Source organism: Cohnella sp. AR92 (assembly GCF_003990975.1).
Taxonomy (GTDB): Bacteria; Bacillota; Bacilli; order Paenibacillales; family Paenibacillaceae; genus Cohnella.
This window is the reverse complement of record NZ_RZJR01000021.1, coordinates 35,009-51,184: the sequence shown is the minus strand read 5'-3', so window position 1 is coordinate 51,184 and position 16,176 is coordinate 35,009. Positions and strand designations below refer to the sequence as shown.

The 16,176-nt window shown below is 58.2% G+C and carries 12 protein-coding genes; 3 read left to right on the top strand and 9 right to left on the bottom strand.

Annotation, left to right across the window (positions count from 1 at the left end; all coding sequences use genetic code 11):
* Positions 1 to 117: 117 nt before the first annotated feature.
* Positions 118 to 2,121 (bottom strand): excinuclease ABC subunit UvrB, encoded by a 2,004-nt coding sequence (uvrB, locus tag ELR57_RS25575; protein WP_126962442.1) that lies wholly within the window; start codon positions 2,119 to 2,121, stop codon positions 118 to 120.
* A gap of 205 nt (positions 2,122 to 2,326) precedes the next feature.
* On the opposite strand from uvrB, the gene ELR57_RS25570 reads away from it, so the two are divergent.
* Positions 2,327 to 3,319 carry an SPFH domain-containing protein gene (locus ELR57_RS25570; protein ID WP_126962370.1) on the top strand — a complete coding sequence of 331 codons (993 nt, stop codon included), beginning with the start codon at positions 2,327 to 2,329 and terminating at the stop codon, positions 3,317 to 3,319.
* Positions 3,320 to 3,325: 6 nt separating this feature from the next.
* On the top strand, positions 3,326 to 4,438 hold the full coding sequence (locus ELR57_RS25565; protein WP_126962368.1) for a TFIIB-type zinc ribbon-containing protein: 1,113 nt from the start codon (positions 3,326 to 3,328) through the stop codon (positions 4,436 to 4,438).
* Positions 4,439 to 4,500: 62 nt separating this feature from the next.
* Here ELR57_RS25565 and ELR57_RS25560 read toward each other — a convergent pair whose 3' ends face one another.
* From ELR57_RS25560 to ftsE, 5 genes are all read right to left on the bottom strand, one after another.
* Complete coding sequence (locus ELR57_RS25560; RefSeq protein ID WP_126962366.1) at positions 4,501 to 5,928, bottom strand: PDZ domain-containing protein; 1,428 nt, start codon at positions 5,926 to 5,928, stop codon at positions 4,501 to 4,503.
* 118 nt (positions 5,929 to 6,046) lie between these two features.
* Entirely contained in the window at positions 6,047 to 7,534 is a 1,488-nt protein-coding gene (locus tag ELR57_RS25555) for a S41 family peptidase (protein ID WP_126962364.1), read from the bottom strand.
* 164 nt (positions 7,535 to 7,698) lie between these two features.
* Positions 7,699 to 8,877: a murein hydrolase activator EnvC family protein gene (locus tag ELR57_RS25550; protein ID WP_126962362.1), complete on the bottom strand. Its 1,179-nt coding sequence runs from the start codon at positions 8,875 to 8,877 to the stop codon at positions 7,699 to 7,701.
* 37 nt (positions 8,878 to 8,914) lie between these two features.
* The gene (gene ftsX / locus ELR57_RS25545) at positions 8,915 to 9,832 is read right to left on the bottom strand and encodes a permease-like cell division protein FtsX (protein ID WP_126962360.1); all 918 of its coding nucleotides are present in this window, start codon (positions 9,830 to 9,832) and stop codon (positions 8,915 to 8,917) included.
* A complete protein-coding gene (gene ftsE, locus ELR57_RS25540; protein WP_126962358.1) occupies positions 9,822 to 10,508 on the bottom strand; it encodes a cell division ATP-binding protein FtsE in 687 nt (228 codons plus the stop codon). The genes ftsX and ftsE overlap by 11 nt, the downstream gene beginning before the upstream one ends.
* Before the next feature lie 249 nt (positions 10,509 to 10,757).
* Here ftsE and ELR57_RS25535 point away from each other — a divergent pair, with 249 nt between their 5' ends.
* Positions 10,758 to 12,182: a VanW family protein gene (locus ELR57_RS25535; protein ID WP_158630177.1), complete on the top strand. Its 1,425-nt coding sequence runs from the start codon at positions 10,758 to 10,760 to the stop codon at positions 12,180 to 12,182.
* Between the two features lie 287 nt (positions 12,183 to 12,469).
* Here ELR57_RS25535 and argH read toward each other — a convergent pair whose 3' ends face one another.
* From argH to argF, 3 genes are read right to left on the bottom strand one after another with little or no spacing between them, the layout of a single operon-like run.
* Positions 12,470 to 13,885 (bottom strand): argininosuccinate lyase, encoded by a 1,416-nt coding sequence (argH, locus tag ELR57_RS25530; protein ID WP_126962354.1) that lies wholly within the window; start codon positions 13,883 to 13,885, stop codon positions 12,470 to 12,472.
* A 23-nt stretch (positions 13,886 to 13,908) separates the two neighbouring features.
* On the bottom strand, positions 13,909 to 15,153 hold the full coding sequence (locus ELR57_RS25525; protein ID WP_126962352.1) for an argininosuccinate synthase: 1,245 nt from the start codon (positions 15,151 to 15,153) through the stop codon (positions 13,909 to 13,911).
* A 50-nt stretch (positions 15,154 to 15,203) separates the two neighbouring features.
* On the bottom strand, positions 15,204 to 16,163 hold the full coding sequence (gene argF / locus ELR57_RS25520; protein WP_126962350.1) for an ornithine carbamoyltransferase: 960 nt from the start codon (positions 16,161 to 16,163) through the stop codon (positions 15,204 to 15,206).
* Positions 16,164 to 16,176 lie beyond the last annotated feature (13 nt).

The following is a 16,176-nucleotide window of genomic DNA, read 5'->3' as shown; positions in this document are numbered from 1 at the left end:
GATGAGGCTTGGGATGGGGCATGAGATGGGGCATGAGATGGGGCATGAGATGCGTCGGCGAGAAAGAACGGCAAAAAGGCCGATCGGGGAGAACCCTGATCGGCCCTTGGTTATTGGTTACATTCCGGCTTTCAGCTCCAGGAGGGCGTCGCGGAGCTCGGCGGCGCGTTCGAACTGAAGGCTCTTCGCCGCTTCTTTCATCTCGGCCTCCAGGCGTTGGATGAGCGACAGACGATCTTTCTTCGTCATCTTGTCGACGTTCTCCGCTCCGGACAGGTAGGAGCTCTTCTGCTCCGCGACCTTGGTCGCTTCGATGACGTCGCGAACCTTCTTGCGGATGGTCTGCGGCGTGATGCCATGCTTCTCGTTGTATTCGACCTGGATGGCTCGACGGCGTTCCGTCTCGCCGATAGCCTTCTCCATCGACTCCGTGATTTTGTCGCCGTACATAATGACGCGTCCTTCAGAGTTACGGGCGGCCCGCCCGATCGTCTGGATGAGCGAGCGCTCCGAACGAAGAAAGCCTTCTTTGTCGGCGTCTAGAATGGCGACAAGGGATACTTCCGGCAAGTCCAGGCCTTCGCGGAGCAGGTTAATGCCGACGAGAACGTCGAACGTGCCGAGACGCAGGTCGCGCAGGATCGCCATCCGCTCGAGCGTCTTGACGTCCGAGTGCAGGTAATTGACCTTGATTCCGACTTCCTTCAGGTAGTCGGTCAGGTCCTCGGCCATCTTCTTCGTCAAGGTGGTCACGAGAACGCGCTCGTCCTTGGCGATCCGATCGCGGATCTCGCCGAGCAGGTCGTCGATTTGCCCCTTGGTCGGACGCACCTCGATGATCGGATCGACAAGTCCGGTAGGCCGGATGATCTGCTGCACCATCGTCGGACAATTCTCCAGCTCGTAAGGACCAGGGGTTGCCGAGACGTAGACAAGCTGTTTGGCCTTCTTCTCGAACTCCTCGAACTTAAGCGGCCGGTTATCCTTTGCCGAAGGCAGACGGAAGCCATGCTCGACAAGCACGGTTTTTCGCGCTTGGTCTCCGTTGTACATCGCGCGGATCTGCGGCAGCGTCACGTGGGATTCGTCGATGACCGTAATGAAGTCGTCCGGGAAGAAGTCCATGAGCGTGTATGGAGTCGCTCCCCGTTCGCGGAACGTGAGAGGACCGGAGTAGTTCTCGATGCCGGAGCAGAAGCCCATCTCCGCCATCATCTCGAGGTCGTAGCGCGTGCGCTGCTCTAGCCGCTGTGCTTCCAGCAGCTTGCCGTTCTCGCGCAGATCGGCCAGCCGCTCCTCCAGCTCCCGCTCGATGTTGACGAGAGCTACCTTCATCTTCTCCTCCGCGGTCACGAAGTGAGACGCCGGGAAGATGACGATGTGATCGCGGTCCGCTACTATCTCGCCGGTGAGAGTGTCGATCTCGGTAATGCGCTCGATCTCGTCCCCGAACAGCTCGACCCGGATCGCCCGGTCGCTTCGCGAGACCGGGAAAATCTCCAGCACGTCGCCGCGCACCCGGAACGTCCCGCGGACGAAGTTCAAATCGTTGCGCTGGTACTGAATGTCCACCAGCTTGTGCAGGATCGCGTTGCGGGACTTTTCCATGCCGACCCGCAGGCTCAACCGGAGATCTCGGTACTCTTCCGGAGAACCCAAGCCGTAGATGCACGATACGCTGGCGACGATAATGACGTCCCTGCGCTCGAACAAAGAGGAGGTCGCGGAGTGGCGCAGCTTATCGATCTCGTCGTTAATGCTCGAATCCTTCTCGATATACGTATCCGTCGAAGGAATGTAAGCCTCCGGCTGATAGTAGTCGTAGTAACTGACGAAGTACTCCACCGCATGATTGGGGAAAAACTCCTTGAACTCGCTGCAAAGCTGAGCTGCCAGCGTCTTGTTGTGGGCAATCACGAGCGCGGGACGGTTCGCTTGCGCGATCATGTGCGCGATGGTGAAGGTTTTCCCCGTTCCGGTTGCGCCCAGCAGGGTTTGGTGCCGAACACCGGCATTCAGGCCCGCGACCAGTTGCGCGATCGCTTCCGGCTGGTCCCCTTGCGGCGTATACTCGGATTCCACCTTGAAGTTAGCCGGTGCATATTCGTAATCGTATGACATCTCGGACATTGGCCAAGCACCTCCTTATTCTTTTCCCGATAATGCTCCAAATCTATCCATATGGTTCGTTTATACAAGAATGTATGTTCTTATCCATTATATCCTCTGCACCCGGCTCGCGTCAAAACAACCTACTGCAACGTTCACCCGTAAAGTATAATAGATTTATCTAGAAAAATGGAAATCACCATACGGAGGTTTAGCAATGGGACTGTTTTCTTTCTTGAAAGGCCAGTTTATTGAAGTCATCGAGTGGCTGGGCGACAAAGAAACGATGGTGTACCGCTTCCCTGCCTATGATAATGCCATCAAGATGGGCGCCAAGCTCGTCGTTCGGGAATCGCAAGCGGCGATCTTTATGAACGAGGGTCAGCTCGCGGATGTTTTCGGTCCGGGGACGTATACGCTCAATACTCAGAATATGCCGCTGCTGACGGCCCTGAAATCATGGAAGCACGGCTTCAACTCGCCTTTTAAAGCGGACGTGTTCTTCATCAGCACCGCCAGCTTCCCGAACCTGAAGTGGGGGACGACGAACCCCGTCATTATGCGGGACGCGGAATTCGGGATGATTCGGCTGCGCGGCTTCGGCAGCTATTCGATCCGGGTGAACGACCCTGCTCTCTTCCTTCGGGAGATTATCGGAACAAGCGCAAGCTTCGCCCCGGAGCAGATCTCCGGTTATCTGAAATCCATCATCGTTACCGGCGTCAGCGACCGAATCGGGGAGTCTAACATCCCCGTAGCGGACCTGGCCTCCTCCTACGAGGAACTGAGCCGCGATATTTCTACGCTGCTTCAGCCGAAATTCAACGCTATGGGACTGTCGCTGACCGGCCTGCTGATCGAGAATCTCTCCCTCCCGGAAGAGGTGGAGAAGATGATCGATCGCCGATCGTCCATGAGCATCGCCGGCAACCTCGACCAGTACATGAAGTTCCAAGCCGCGGAAGCGCTGCGCGAAGCGGCGAACAACCCGGATTCCGGAGCCGCCGGCACGGGGGCGGGGCTCGGCGCAGGCATGGCCATGGGCCAGATGTTCGCCCAAGCCATGAATAATGCGGGAACGGCGAACCCCGGTCACAGCCCCGCCCCCGCATCTCCATCGGGAGGCGCGAAGAAAAGCTTCTGTGCGGAATGCGGGCAGCCTCTGGCCGAGAATGCGAAGTTCTGCTCCGGCTGCGGAACGAAGGTGTAACGAAGGATGACGATGGAAGCCGTCCCAACCAAATCTCCCGTCACCTTCCCGTGCCCCGGCTGCGGCGGGCCGATGCACTTCGATTCCGAAGCGCAAGCGATGAAATGCCAATTCTGCGGGCGAGAAGAAACGATCATCGCCTCGAGCGAGGAAGCGGTCGAGCACGACCTAGAGATGGACGAGGAGACGAATCGCGGACGCACCGACTGGGGCATGAAGCAGCAGGCGGTCAAATGCCAGAACTGCGGAGGGGAAAGCCTGATCCCCGCCCTTCAGACGGCAACGATCTGCGCGTTCTGCGGATCGCCGAAGGTGCTCGTGCAGGAAGATACGGCCGGCACGATCCGGCCGGAGACGATGATCCCGTTCCAGATATCCAGAGATGAAGCGGTCTCCTCTTTCCGGGCGTGGAAGAGGAAGCGTTGGTTCGTGCCGAACGCCTTCAAGAAAGGAACGATCGATTCCGCTCTCACGGGCATCTACATTCCGTACTGGACGTACGATTCCGATACGTACTCCAATTACTCCGCCGAGCGCGGCAATTATCACTATCGAACGGAGACGAGAACCCGCGTCGTCAACGGCAAAACGGAGACGTATACCGAGAGAGTGCGCTACACGGTCTGGCATCATGTATCCGGAGACTACGGCCGTTCGTTCGACGACGTGCTCATTCCCGCTTCCGGCCAGTACGACGGCGAGCTTCTCCAGAAGCTCGGCAACTTCCGGCTCGAGAAGCTGACCGGTTATTTGCCCGAGTACCTTAGCGGTTTCATCGCCGAGAGGTATTCCGTTTCCCGAGGCGAAGGATGGAATCGAGCCCGCAACCAGATGAGCAACACGCTGGAGCATGAGATCCGCCATCAGATCGGCGGGGATGAGATCCGGGGTCTGCGCGTCGGGACGAAATATTACAATCGCACTTATAAACATGTTTTGCTGCCGGTCTGGAACGCCAATTACTCCTTCAAGAATAAGCCTTATCGTTACATGGTGAACGGGCAAACCGGCCTTGTCTCCGGGCATGTCCCCCGCAGCGTGATAAAAATCACTCTGTTCACGCTCTTATGCATTGCGATCGCGGTTCCCGTTATCTGGTGGCTGCTGCAGAACAATTAGACTTGTAAAAGGGGATGTCTCTTGGTCATGACGACCTTAGAGACATCCCCTTATTTGCGCCTTTATTTATTCCGGGATTTGCGCGGCGGCAACGCATCGGGATCGGCGTTCTTCCCTTCCGGGTTCTCAACCGCCCCTTGGGATGTGCCGTTATCCTCGGAAGCCGCCAATTCTCCGTTCGCTCCGTTCGCCTCTCTGGCGGCCGCCGCCAGAGTTTCCGCAGCCAGAGATCCCTTGCGTCTTCTCGCGCCGGCGCGCTGCAGCCCTTGCCAGACGGAGCCCGACCTAGGGGCCGCTACCCAGTCGGCATCCTCGTCCGGAGCGAGAATGAGACCCAGTTGATGCGGCTCTCCGGCATAGCGAGCCCGCTGCGCGAACTTCACGTGGCCTTCCCGGTTCGTCAACTCGATCCGATAATAGGCAGCCTGGAGCTGCAGCGCCGCGTGGAGCTGCTCCTTGCTTCGCACTTTCTGGCCGTTGACCTTCAGGATTTTCTCACCCGATTGCAGCCCTAGCTCGGCGGCCGGCGTTCCCGGAAGCACCGCCAGAATCGTTACCCCTCGGCCATCCTGCGAGAATAACGGATTGCGTCCCGTTTCGCGCGAGCGGCCCCACAGGATTAGGCCTTCGTGAAGAACGAATGCCAGGATCGCCGCAACCAGACCGAGCGGCTCCCAGAACCATGCTCCGGCCGCAAGCCCGGCAATCGCAACGCCGTAGAGGATCAGCCCCCAGCTCATCTCCCTAGCCTTGCTCTCCGGCCACTTCGTCGTCGTCCGATCGGTAAATCCGATCAGCACGGGGAAGGAGAGCAAAACCCAGCTCGCCACGCTGCCGTCCCAGTCCGATAAAGGATGCCACGGAAGGGCGAACCCGCTCGCCGAACCCGTCGCCGGAATGAGCCAGAGCAGCGGAACCGGCCAGAGTCCCGATAGGGCGAATGCGCCTACCGGCTTGCCCCTCTTGCCTTCCAGGAATAACGGCACCGCGAACTTGGAGGCTTGCCACCGGACAAGCAGGCCCTCTCCGATATGCAGCAGCCCGGCAAGAACGAGCAGCGCGGGAACGTCGATTCCGAGCAGAGTCTTAGCCCACTCGCCGTCCGAAGCTTCGACCCCGCTCCAATCAAGAATATACTGGAGGACGCCCAATGCACCGGCACCGTATGCGATGCAGACGTAGCGAAGCCGAAGCAACGCCAGAACGGGAAGAGCTATCCAAATGCAAAGCAGGGTCGCTTCATCCAAACGTCCTCCCGCTCCCAAACCTAGAACCGAGAGGATTAGCCCGACGGCGATCCCGGCAAGCGTTCGGTAGAAGATAACGGTAAGCGAGCTGTAAAGCCTGACATGGAACATGGTTCTCTGCAAGACAACCTCTTGCCGAGCATGCCACCAGGCAAGAACGATAGCTATGTATAGATAAGGGGCGGCCAGCATCGCCGCTAGGGCATGCCCCGCTTCCCTCAATAGATCCAAGAAAGAGTCCATTCCGCTAACCCCTTTCGCAGCCTATTACCTATTCGACGAGCGGGTCGCGGATTCCTTCCCGGGAGAAGCTTCTTATGAGCTTCATCCCAACCCAAGCCGAAGCCCGTGCCGTTGCCCTTCATGCGCCGAGCTTTTGCAACGCTTGCGCGCGAGCCTCTTGCCACTGGGGATCGTTCTCCAGCTTCTGGATTCGAAGATTGAGCGCGTCTTCAAGCCGCTCTGCCGTTGCGTTATCGACCACGCCCGTCTCCGCCATATTCGAATCCCGTTGGAACGCGCGCACCGCCAGCTCCGTGGCGTCGCTGAAGTAACCGTCCTCGCGTCCGGGAGAATAGCCCGCTCCCGCCAGCATGATCTGCAGCTTCCTCACCTCATCGCTGCTCTCATCCTTCTTCAGGACTTTATCCCGCGTCAAGACGGACACGTAATAGTAATCGGGCATCGAGACGGCAACATCCGGCCGGATGCCCTTCCCGTTCAGCCAAGTGCCGTCGGGAAGCAGCCACTTCGATACCGTCAGCTTAAGCAAGCTGCCGTCCCCAAGTTCGTTCTCGTAGCTGATCTGGACGGTCCCCTTGCCGTAGCTTTGACTGCCGACCAGGATGGCTCCCGCCGACTGCTTCAACGCTCCCGCCAGGATCTCCGAGGCGCTGGCGCTCCCGCCGTTCATCAGCACGACAAGCGGATAATTGATCGGACCCGTCGGAGATTCCGTTCCCGTCGAGACAACCTTCTCCTGCTGGCCCAAGTTATTCTCTTCGACGACAATCGTTTTGCCGGCCGGTATGAACTGCTTCGCTACCTCTTCGACCGAGGTCAGCACCCCGCCGGGGTTGTCGCGAACGTCGAGAATGAGCGCCCTCATTCCGGAGTTCTCCATGTCTTGCAGCTCATCCGCGACCAGCTTCGGCGTATCGAAGGTAAACTGGCTTATCCATAGATAGCCGATTCCATCCGCGCCGATCTCGCTTCCGACCGTCTCTTCGACGATGCGGTCCCGAACGAGCTCCAGCTCCAGCAGCTCATCGACTCCGATTCTTTTGACTTCAAGCTTTGCCTTCGTGCCCTTGGGACCGCGAATCTTCGCGACTGTCTCGCTAATGGACAGCGAGTCCAGACTGTCCCCGTTCACGGAGAGCAGGATGTCTCCGGGCTTAAGTCCGGCCCGCTCGGCGGGCATGCCCTTCATGACCCTCTCCACGACGACGGCACCCTCGATGATATCGAGCCTCGCTCCGATTCCCGTGAACGTTCCCTGCACGGAATCCGCGAATTTGGACGCATCCGCAGAGGAATAGTAAGCCGAATAAGGATCTCCAAGAGCGCCAACCATCCCTTGGATCGCTCCATCCAGCAGCTTCTCTCTTTCGAACTTCTGGAGATATTTATCGTTAATCAGCTCGAACGCTCGGTTCAGCTTCTCCATCTCCGCCTTTCTCAAACCTTCCGATTCGCTGCCCGACTCCTTGTTCGAGCCGGACGAAAATCCCGAGGCGAGGCTCCAATTCGTGTTCCCCGACAAGCCCAGCGCTCCTATGGTAGCGACACTTGTTGTCAGAGCCGTCAGCACTGCTATGGCCAGTACGGTCCTACCGCGAAACATCATGAAGACTCACCCCTTTTCTCTTTTTATCATCCGACGAAATCCGCGATATAGCAAGCAAAAAACGTTTTCGCCATTCAAAGGCCTATCCCTCAACAGCAAAACAGCCGTTCCTTCCCCGCTAACGCAAGGATCAGGAGCGGCTGCTGCTCGATTCTCGATTGGAATTACTTCAAATATGGCGCCGGAGGAACCGGATCTCCGTTCTTCCGAACTTCAAAGTGAAGGTGATAGCCGGTAGCCGTTCCCGTCTTGCCGACAAGGCCGATCTTGTCTCCCCGCTTGACCTCTTGGCCCTTCTTCACGAGAATGCCTCCGTTGAGAAGATGCCCGTACAGCGTCCACAGCCCGCCGCCATGGTTGATAATGATCGTGTTGCCATAGCCGCTCCACGTCTGCGCGACGATGACGACGCCCGATTCCGCCGCGTAGACCGGCGTTCCCTTCGGCACCGCCATGTCTATCCCGGTGTGCAGCTTGTTCTTCTGCCCCGTAACCGGATGCGTCCGGTATCCATACGGAGAAGAAATGTAGTAGTTAGCCCGCAGCGGCAATCCAAGCTTGCCGCCCTTGTAGTAGTTCTTGATCTGTTTCTTCTGTTCCAGCAGCTTGGAGTACTTCTTGCCGAAGTCGATCAGAGCCTTCTCGGCTTCTTCGCTGATCTCTTCCGTCTCCTCGATCTGCTTGTCGTATTGGGAGATCAGAACCTCTTTGGACTGTTCCTTGATCTCCAGCGTCGCCTTTCGCTGGGCCATCTGGCCGTACAGCGCCTTCACGTTCGATAGATCGCTCTCCACCTGAGCCTTCTTATCCTCGACCAACGCCTTGTAGTCTTCGCTCTGCGTCAGCACCTGCTTGTCCTGCCCCATGATCGACTTAATGGCATCGAAGCGGCTCAAGAAGTCGCTGAAGCTGGTCGAGCTGAATAAGACGTCCAGATAAGAGACCGATCCGTTCGTATACAGCATCCGGATTCGGCTCTTCAGAGTCTCGTCGTTGTTCTGCCGATCTTGCTCCGCCTTCTCCAGCTCTTCGGTCGTCTTAAGGAGCTTCTCTTCCGCGGCGTCGATCTGAGCTTGCGTCTCCACGAGCTCCGATCCCGCCTTCTCGATCTCGGCTAGAAGCGCCACGATATCTTCCTTCGTCGCGTTCTTCTTGGCGGCCAGGTTCTGGGCCTCTTGCTCCGCCTTCTTCTTCTCGGCGGTAGCCTGGTTCATCTGATCCTGCAGCTTCTTGATCTCCTTCTCGATCTTCTGAAGCTCGGTCTCCGCATGGCTCTCGTATGGATGAGTCAGAAAAACGATAGCGACCAACATGGCGAGGACCGCCAAAAGCTTGCGCTTCACGTTATCTCTCCTCTCTCTGTTCGTCTTGCTTGTACGGTTATACTTTCAGGTATTTGCGAACGGATACGACGCTTCCCCAGATGCCAAGCAGCGTGCCGAGAATAAGCATCGTTCCGGTAATAATCCAGCCGACATCCTGAAGGGTAGCCAGCTTGATCAGCATGAGGCCCAAATCGTACTGGGCGGTGTCGATCAGCCTGGAGTACCCGAACAGCAAGGCGGCGCTCGTAATCGCCGCGCCTCCGAATCCGATCAGAATCCCTTCCACGAAGAAAGGCCAGCGGATAAAGTTGTTCGTCGCGCCGACCAGCTTCATGATCCCGATCTCGCGGCGCCGCGCCAGAATCGTCATCTTGATCGTCGTGGAGATGAGGAACATCGCCATGACCGCGAGGCCGGCCACGATAACGAGCCCGATGTTGCGCACGGCGTTCGTAATCCGGAACAGCTTCTCCACGGTGCCTTGTCCATACTTGACTCCCATGATCGGCTTATCGGCATCCGTGGTATTGATGGCCTCGATCTGCTTCGCCACGAACGCGATCTTCTGAGGATCGAAGACTTCGACGTCGAAGCCGTCGGGCAGCGGGTTGTTCTCCCCTTCATAGCCTTGGAGCGCCGTCTTGGCATTATCGTCAAGGCTCTCGCTAAGACGCTTCAACCCCTCTTCCTTCGAAACGAAGGTGACCTTCTTCACCTCGGGAAGGCGGCCGATGGTCCGGTTGATCTCTTCGACCTTCGCTTGTTCGGTTCCCGTCTGCACGTAGACGCGGATCTCGACCTGATTCTCGATCTGGTCGGCCAGCTTGTTCACGTTAAGGGCAAGAAGCATAAAGACGCCCAGTATAAATAAAGAGACAACGATGGAGCCCACCGATGCGAAGGACATCCAACCGTTGCGAAGAACGTTCTTGCAGCCTTCTCTCAGATGGCGCAGCAGCGTGCTAAATCTCATAGCCGTACTCCCCTCTGAGCTCGTCCCGCACGATGGTGCCGCCTTCGATCGCGATAACGCGCTTGCGAAGGCTGTTGACGATTTCTTTGTTATGGGTGGCCATGACGATCGTGGTGCCGCGGAAATTGATCTCTTCCAGCAGCTTCATGATGCCCCAGGAGGTCTCCGGGTCCAGGTTCCCGGTCGGCTCGTCGGCGACGATGACCGAAGGATTGTTGACGATGGCGCGAGCGATGGCGACGCGCTGCTGCTCCCCCCCGGACAGCTGAGCCGGCAGGCTGTTCGCCTTATGCTTCAGGCCGACGAGGTCCAGAACCTCCATCGTGCGACGGCGGATCGAGCGTTTCGAAGCTTCGATGACCTCCATGGCGAATGCGATATTCTCGTAAGCGGTCAGCTTCGGAAGCAGGCGGAAGTCCTGGAACACGACTCCGATATTGCGACGAACGTAGGGGATTTTGCGCGGTCTAAGCTTGCCTATATTGAACCCGTTAACGGACAATTGCCCTTTGGTCGGCACTTCTTCCCGATAGATAAGCTTCATAAAGGTAGATTTGCCTGCGCCGGATGGCCCGACTATGTATACGAACTCATTGCGGTCGATGACAACGTTGATGCCTTGCAGAGCGGTTGTTCCGTCCGGATAGGTCTTCCAGATGTCGTGCATTTCTATCACATGATCACTTCCCGTTTGAATTCAGACTTTAGATACTTCGACATCATGCGCGAATTTCCTTCCCATGTCGATCCTTCTCCGCACCGTCCGGCAGCCGCGTTCGACTTCAAAGGCTTGTACCGCTTGCGTTTCCGGATTTTTTTAAAATTTTCTAATCTGCCCCAACAACAATGTCCTCTGGATAATCGTATATGATAATGCCAGTCTCTTTATGTTCTGGAACGATAAGGGTAACTCGGAGGGATGCCCATGAGAAAATGGTGGATAGCCGCGGTCGTCTTCGTTATTGTCGTGGGAGTCGGAGCCGGTACGGCCGGCGGGCGCGCTCTGCGCGAAGGAGAGGATCTGCTTCCGCCCCGGTTGACCGTCGGAGGACTTCCGCTCGGAGGCTTAAGCTCGAAGCAGGCGCTCGACGCTCTACACAAGCGGATCGACGAACGGGAAGCCGCCTCGGTGCGGGTCAAGCAAGGAACGAAGGAGACCCCCGCCCTGACGCTTGCCCAATTGGGCATGAAGATCGAAGCGAAGGAAGCCGAATCCGATCTGAGGGCGTTCGGCGAGGCCAAATGGTGGCAGAGGGGGAATATGAAGAAGGAGCTTCGTTCCGACTACGCGATCCAAGTCAATTGGGACGGGGCGGCGCTTGACCGGGCTCTGTCGAAGGCATGGGGCGGGCTGGGGAGCTCGGAGCCCGGCAATGCCTCGCGCACGATTACGGCGTCGGACGAGGTCGTCTATACCCCGGAGACGCTCGGAACCCAAGCCGATCTAGAGGCTCTGCGAGAGTCGATCCTGTTGCTTGCACCGGCTGATCTGGCGGACGGCGCAGCCGCGGAGCAGAACGTCGAGCTTCCTCTGATGGCGGTCGTCCCCGAAGTGACGGTCGCCAGCCTCAAGAATGAGGGGCTCGATCGCAAAATCATCGAGTTCTCCACCTCCTTCAAAACAAGCGGAGACGGACGCTCCCACAACGTAACCGCCACGGCCAAAGCATTGGACGGCACCCTCCTCTTGCCCGGAGACGAATTCGACTACGGCGCGATCGTCGCCAAGACGGAGAAGGAATACGGCTACCAGGAGGCGCCCGTCATTCAGAACGGCAAGCTCGTGCCCGGCATCGGGGGCGGCATCTGCCAAGTATCGAGCACTCTTTATAACGCCATCATCCGGGTGTCGGGCATCGACATCACCGAACGCCGCAACCATTCTCTTCCCGTCGCTTATCTCCCGATCGGAATGGACGCCACCTTCGCCGACGGCTACATCAACTTCCGCTTCAAGAACTCCACGGGCAAGCAGCTTCTTATCCGCACGGAAGTGAAAGACAAGGTGCTCTCGATCAAACTGTTCGGTACGATGGACGAAAGCGTCTCCTATGACGTCGAGACGGTCCAGAAGAAGGTCGTTGCCCCGAAGATCTCCTATGTGGCGGACAGCGGGATCAAGCTCGGCCAGTCCAAGATCCAGCAGAAGGGCGCCGAAGGTTACGTGATCGAATCTTATCGGGTTAAAAAGGTGAACGGCAAAGCAACGGAGCGCACCAAGCTTGCTACGAGCACCTACAAGGCTCAGAACGAGCTCATCGCCGTGAATCCGGCCGACTCCCGGCTTGCGGCCGGCGGGGGTTCGAGCAACGGAAGCAGCGGCTCAAGCGGCGTTGCCGAGCCTGTATAAGGGGAAGGCAGCGAGAGTTTAGTTTAGGCAGCAGGGGAGACTAGGCGGCTTTAGCTTACCGGGATATTGACGCTAGCTCGCCTCTCCCTTTCGCTCAGGAAGCTGAAACTGAGCAAAGGGGAGAGGCGGCATAATGCGATGAGGCGGAGTTTATGAGGTCACCTGAAACTGAGCGAAGGGGAGAGATGATATAGAAACGGTTAATGGATAGCGCTAGCGCAAGACGCGGATAAGAGAGAAAAAAGGCCCGAAACCGCTCAGCGGCTTCGGGCCTTCTCTTCTGCTGCCTATTTGCTCTTCTCCGCGTACTCGTCGGCCCAGGCCTGCGACTTCGCAAGCTCGGCCTCGGCGCGTTCGATCGCGGCCGCAACCTGAACGGTAGCGGTTCCGCCGTACACGTTGCGAGCGTTGACGACCGCTTCCGGCTGAAGCACGTCGAAGATCCGCTCGTCGAACAGCGTGGAGAACTGCTTGAATTCGTCCAGCGTCAGATCGAGCAAGAACTTGTTGTTCTGGATGCAATACAGAACCGTCTTGCCGATAACTTCATGCGCTTGGCGGAACGGAAGTCCCTTGCCCACGAGGAAGTCGGCGATGTCCGTCGCGTTCGAGAAGTCCTGGTCGACAGCGCGGCGCATCTTGTCCTTGCGGACCTTCATCGTCTCGACCATCGGAGCGAACAGCTGCAGCGCTCCCTGCAGCGTCTTGACCGTGTCGAACATGCCTTCCTTGTCCTCTTGCATGTCCTTGTTGTAGGCCAGAGGCAACGACTTCAGGACGGTCAGCAGGCCGACGAGATTGCCGTATACCCGGCCCGTCTTGCCGCGGACGAGCTCCGGCACGTCGGGGTTCTTCTTCTGCGGCATGATGCTCGAGCCGGTGCAGAACGCATCGTCCAGCTCGACGAATTGGAACTCGGTGCTGGACCAGAGCACCAGCTCCTCGCTAAGGCGGGAGAGGTGCGTCATGATCAGCGAAGCACCGGCCAGGAACTCGACGATGAAGTCGCGGTCGCTGACGGCGTCGAGGCTGTTCTCGTAGACGCGGCCGAAGTTCAGCAGCTTCGCCGTGTACTGGCGATCGATCGCGAACGTCGTGCCGGCGAGAGCGCCCGCTCCCAGCGGGAGAGCGTCGATGCGCTTGTAGCTGTCTTGCAGGCGCTCGATATCGCGGCCGAACATGGATACGTACGCCATCAAATGATGGGCGAACAGAATCGGCTGCGCGCGCTGCAGATGGGTGTAGCCCGGCACGATCGTGTCGAGGTTCGCCTTGGCTTGTCCGATCAGCGCCGCCTGCAGCTTGGACAGGAGCCCGACGAACTCGACCACGCGCTTGCGCAGGTACAGATGCATGTCGGTCGCTACCTGGTCGTTGCGGCTGCGGCCGGTGTGCAGCTTCCCGCCTACCGGCCCGATCTCTTCGATCAGCGCCTTCTCGATGTTCATATGGATGTCTTCGTCCGCGATCGCGAATTCGATCTCACCGCGCTGGATCCGGTTGCGCACCTTCAGCAGCCCTTCTTTGATCGTCTCCACGTCGTCGGCAGGAAGAATGCCGCACTTGCCCAGCATCGTCACGTGCGCCAGGCTGCCTTGGATGTCCTCCTCGGCCAATTCCTTATCGAACGTAATCGATGCGGTATATTCTTCGACCAACTGGTCGGTCTTCTTCGTGAACCGTCCGCCCCACAGCTTGCTCATGTTCGTTCCTTGCTCCCTTCAAATTATCCGTTCAGTCCGGAAGCTCCGTTCACGCCGGAGGATACCTTCAGACGCAGCGCGTTCAGGCGAATGAAGCCGGTCGCGTCTCCTTGGTCGTACGCTTGCGTCGGGTCTGCCTCCATCGTCGCGATGTGAGGATTGTACAGGCTTACCGGGCTCTTCAGACCGGCGGCCATAATGTTGCCCTTGTACAGCTTCAAGCGCACGGTTCCCGTTACGTTCTTCTGGCTCTCGTCGACCAGCGCTTGGATGGCCAGGCGCTCCGGAGCGAACCAGAAGCCGTTGTAGACGAGGGACGCATACTTGGAGATCAGGGAATCGCGCAGGTGCATGACGTCGCGGTCCATCGTCAGCGACTCCATCTTGCGGTGCGCGGTGAACAGGATCGTGCCGCCCGGAGTCTCGTACACGCCGCGGCTCTTCATTCCGACGAAGCGGTTCTCTACCATGTCCACGCGTCCGATGCCGTGCTTGCCGCCCAGCTCGTTCAGCTTCTCCATGACGGCCAGCGGGTTCATTTTCTCCCCGTTGATCGCGACGCAGTTGCCGCCTTCGAAATCCAGCTCGACATATTCGGCTTGATCCGGAGCCTTCTCCGGAGAAACGCTTAGCACGTACATGTCTTGCACGTCGTCCGCGCTGGAGTCGAACCACGGATCTTCCAGCATGCCGCTCTCGAAGCTGATGTGCAGCAGGTTGCGGTCCATCGAGTACGGCTTGGCGGCGGAAGCTTGAACGTTGATTCCGTGCTTCTCGGCATAAGCGATCATCTCGGCGCGGCCCGGAAACGCGTTGCGGAACGCTTCATCGCGCCAAGGTGCGATCACTTTGATGTCCGGAGCCAGAGCGGCTGCCGTCAGCTCGAAACGGACTTGGTCGTTGCCCTTGCCGGTAGCGCCGTGAGCGATTGCCGTCGCGCCTTCCGCGCGGGCGATCTCGACCATGCGCTTCGCGATCAGCGGGCGAGCGATCGAGGTGCCGAGCAGGTACTGGCCTTCATAGAGAGCGCCAGCCTGGAACATCGGGTAGATGAAGTCCTTCGCGAACTCGGCGCGCAGGTCGTCGATGTAGACCTTGGAAGCGCCGGTCTTGATCGCCTTCTCTTCCAGGCCGTCCAGCTCCTCCTTCTGTCCGATATCCGCGGTGAAGGTAATGATCTCCGCGTCGTAAGTTTCCTTAAGCCACGTCAGAATGACGGAAGTGTCCAGGCCGCCGGAGTAGGCGAGCACGATTTTTTCTTTAGCCATGATCGGGTAAACGCTCCTTCGTTATCTTGTCTCTCTTCGCAAAACCTTTTTTACATGATGGCAGCCATGATTGCCTTCTGAGCGTGCAGGCGGTTCTCCGCCTCGTCGAAGATGACCGAGTTCCGGCCGTCGATGACGCCTTCGCTCACTTCTTCGCCGCGGTGCGCAGGCAGGCAGTGCATGAACAGGTAATCCGAATGAGCGCTCTTGACGAGTTCTTCGTTCACCTGATAGTTCTTGAAGGCGCGTTCGCGTTCCTTCTGCTCCTCTTCGAAGCCCATGCTCGCCCATACGTCCGTATAGATGATGTCCGCGTTCTCGACCGCTTCGCGCGCGTCGCGCAGGATATCGACCTTCGCTCCCGTCTCGTTAGCGAACTCGCGGGCCAGGCGAACTTGCTCGGCGTCCGGATCGTAGCCTTCCGGAGACGCGCTGGCGAAGTGCATGCCCAGCTTGCTTGCGCCGATCATCAGCGAGTGCAGCATGTTGTTGCCGTCGCCGATGTACGCGATTTTCAAGCCTTCCAGCTTGCCCTTCTTCTCGAAGACCGTCTGGTAATCGGCCAGAGCCTGGCAAGGATGCGACTGATCGGACAATGCGTTGATCACCGGCACGGTTGCGGAGCGAGCCAGTTCCACGACGTTGCGGTGTCCGAACGTCCGGATGATCATGCCGTCCAGGTAACGGGACATGACCATCGCCGTATCGCGAATCGTCTCCCCGCGTCCCATTTGGATGTCGTTTTTGCTAAGGAACAGAGCATGGCCGCCCAACTGGTACATGCCGACCTCGAAGGAGATGCGCGTGCGGGTCGAGGACTTCTCGAAGATCATGCCCAGCGTTTTGCCCTTGAGAGGCTGATAAATCTCGCCGTTCTTCTGCTTGCGCTTCAAATCGTTAGCCAGGTCGATCAGGTAACGAATCTCCTCCGGCTTATAATCAACCAATCCGAGAAAATCGCGGCCCTTCAGGCCATTAGCAAGCTCCTCCACGTTAGCGGTTGGAAACATGGCGATTCCTCCT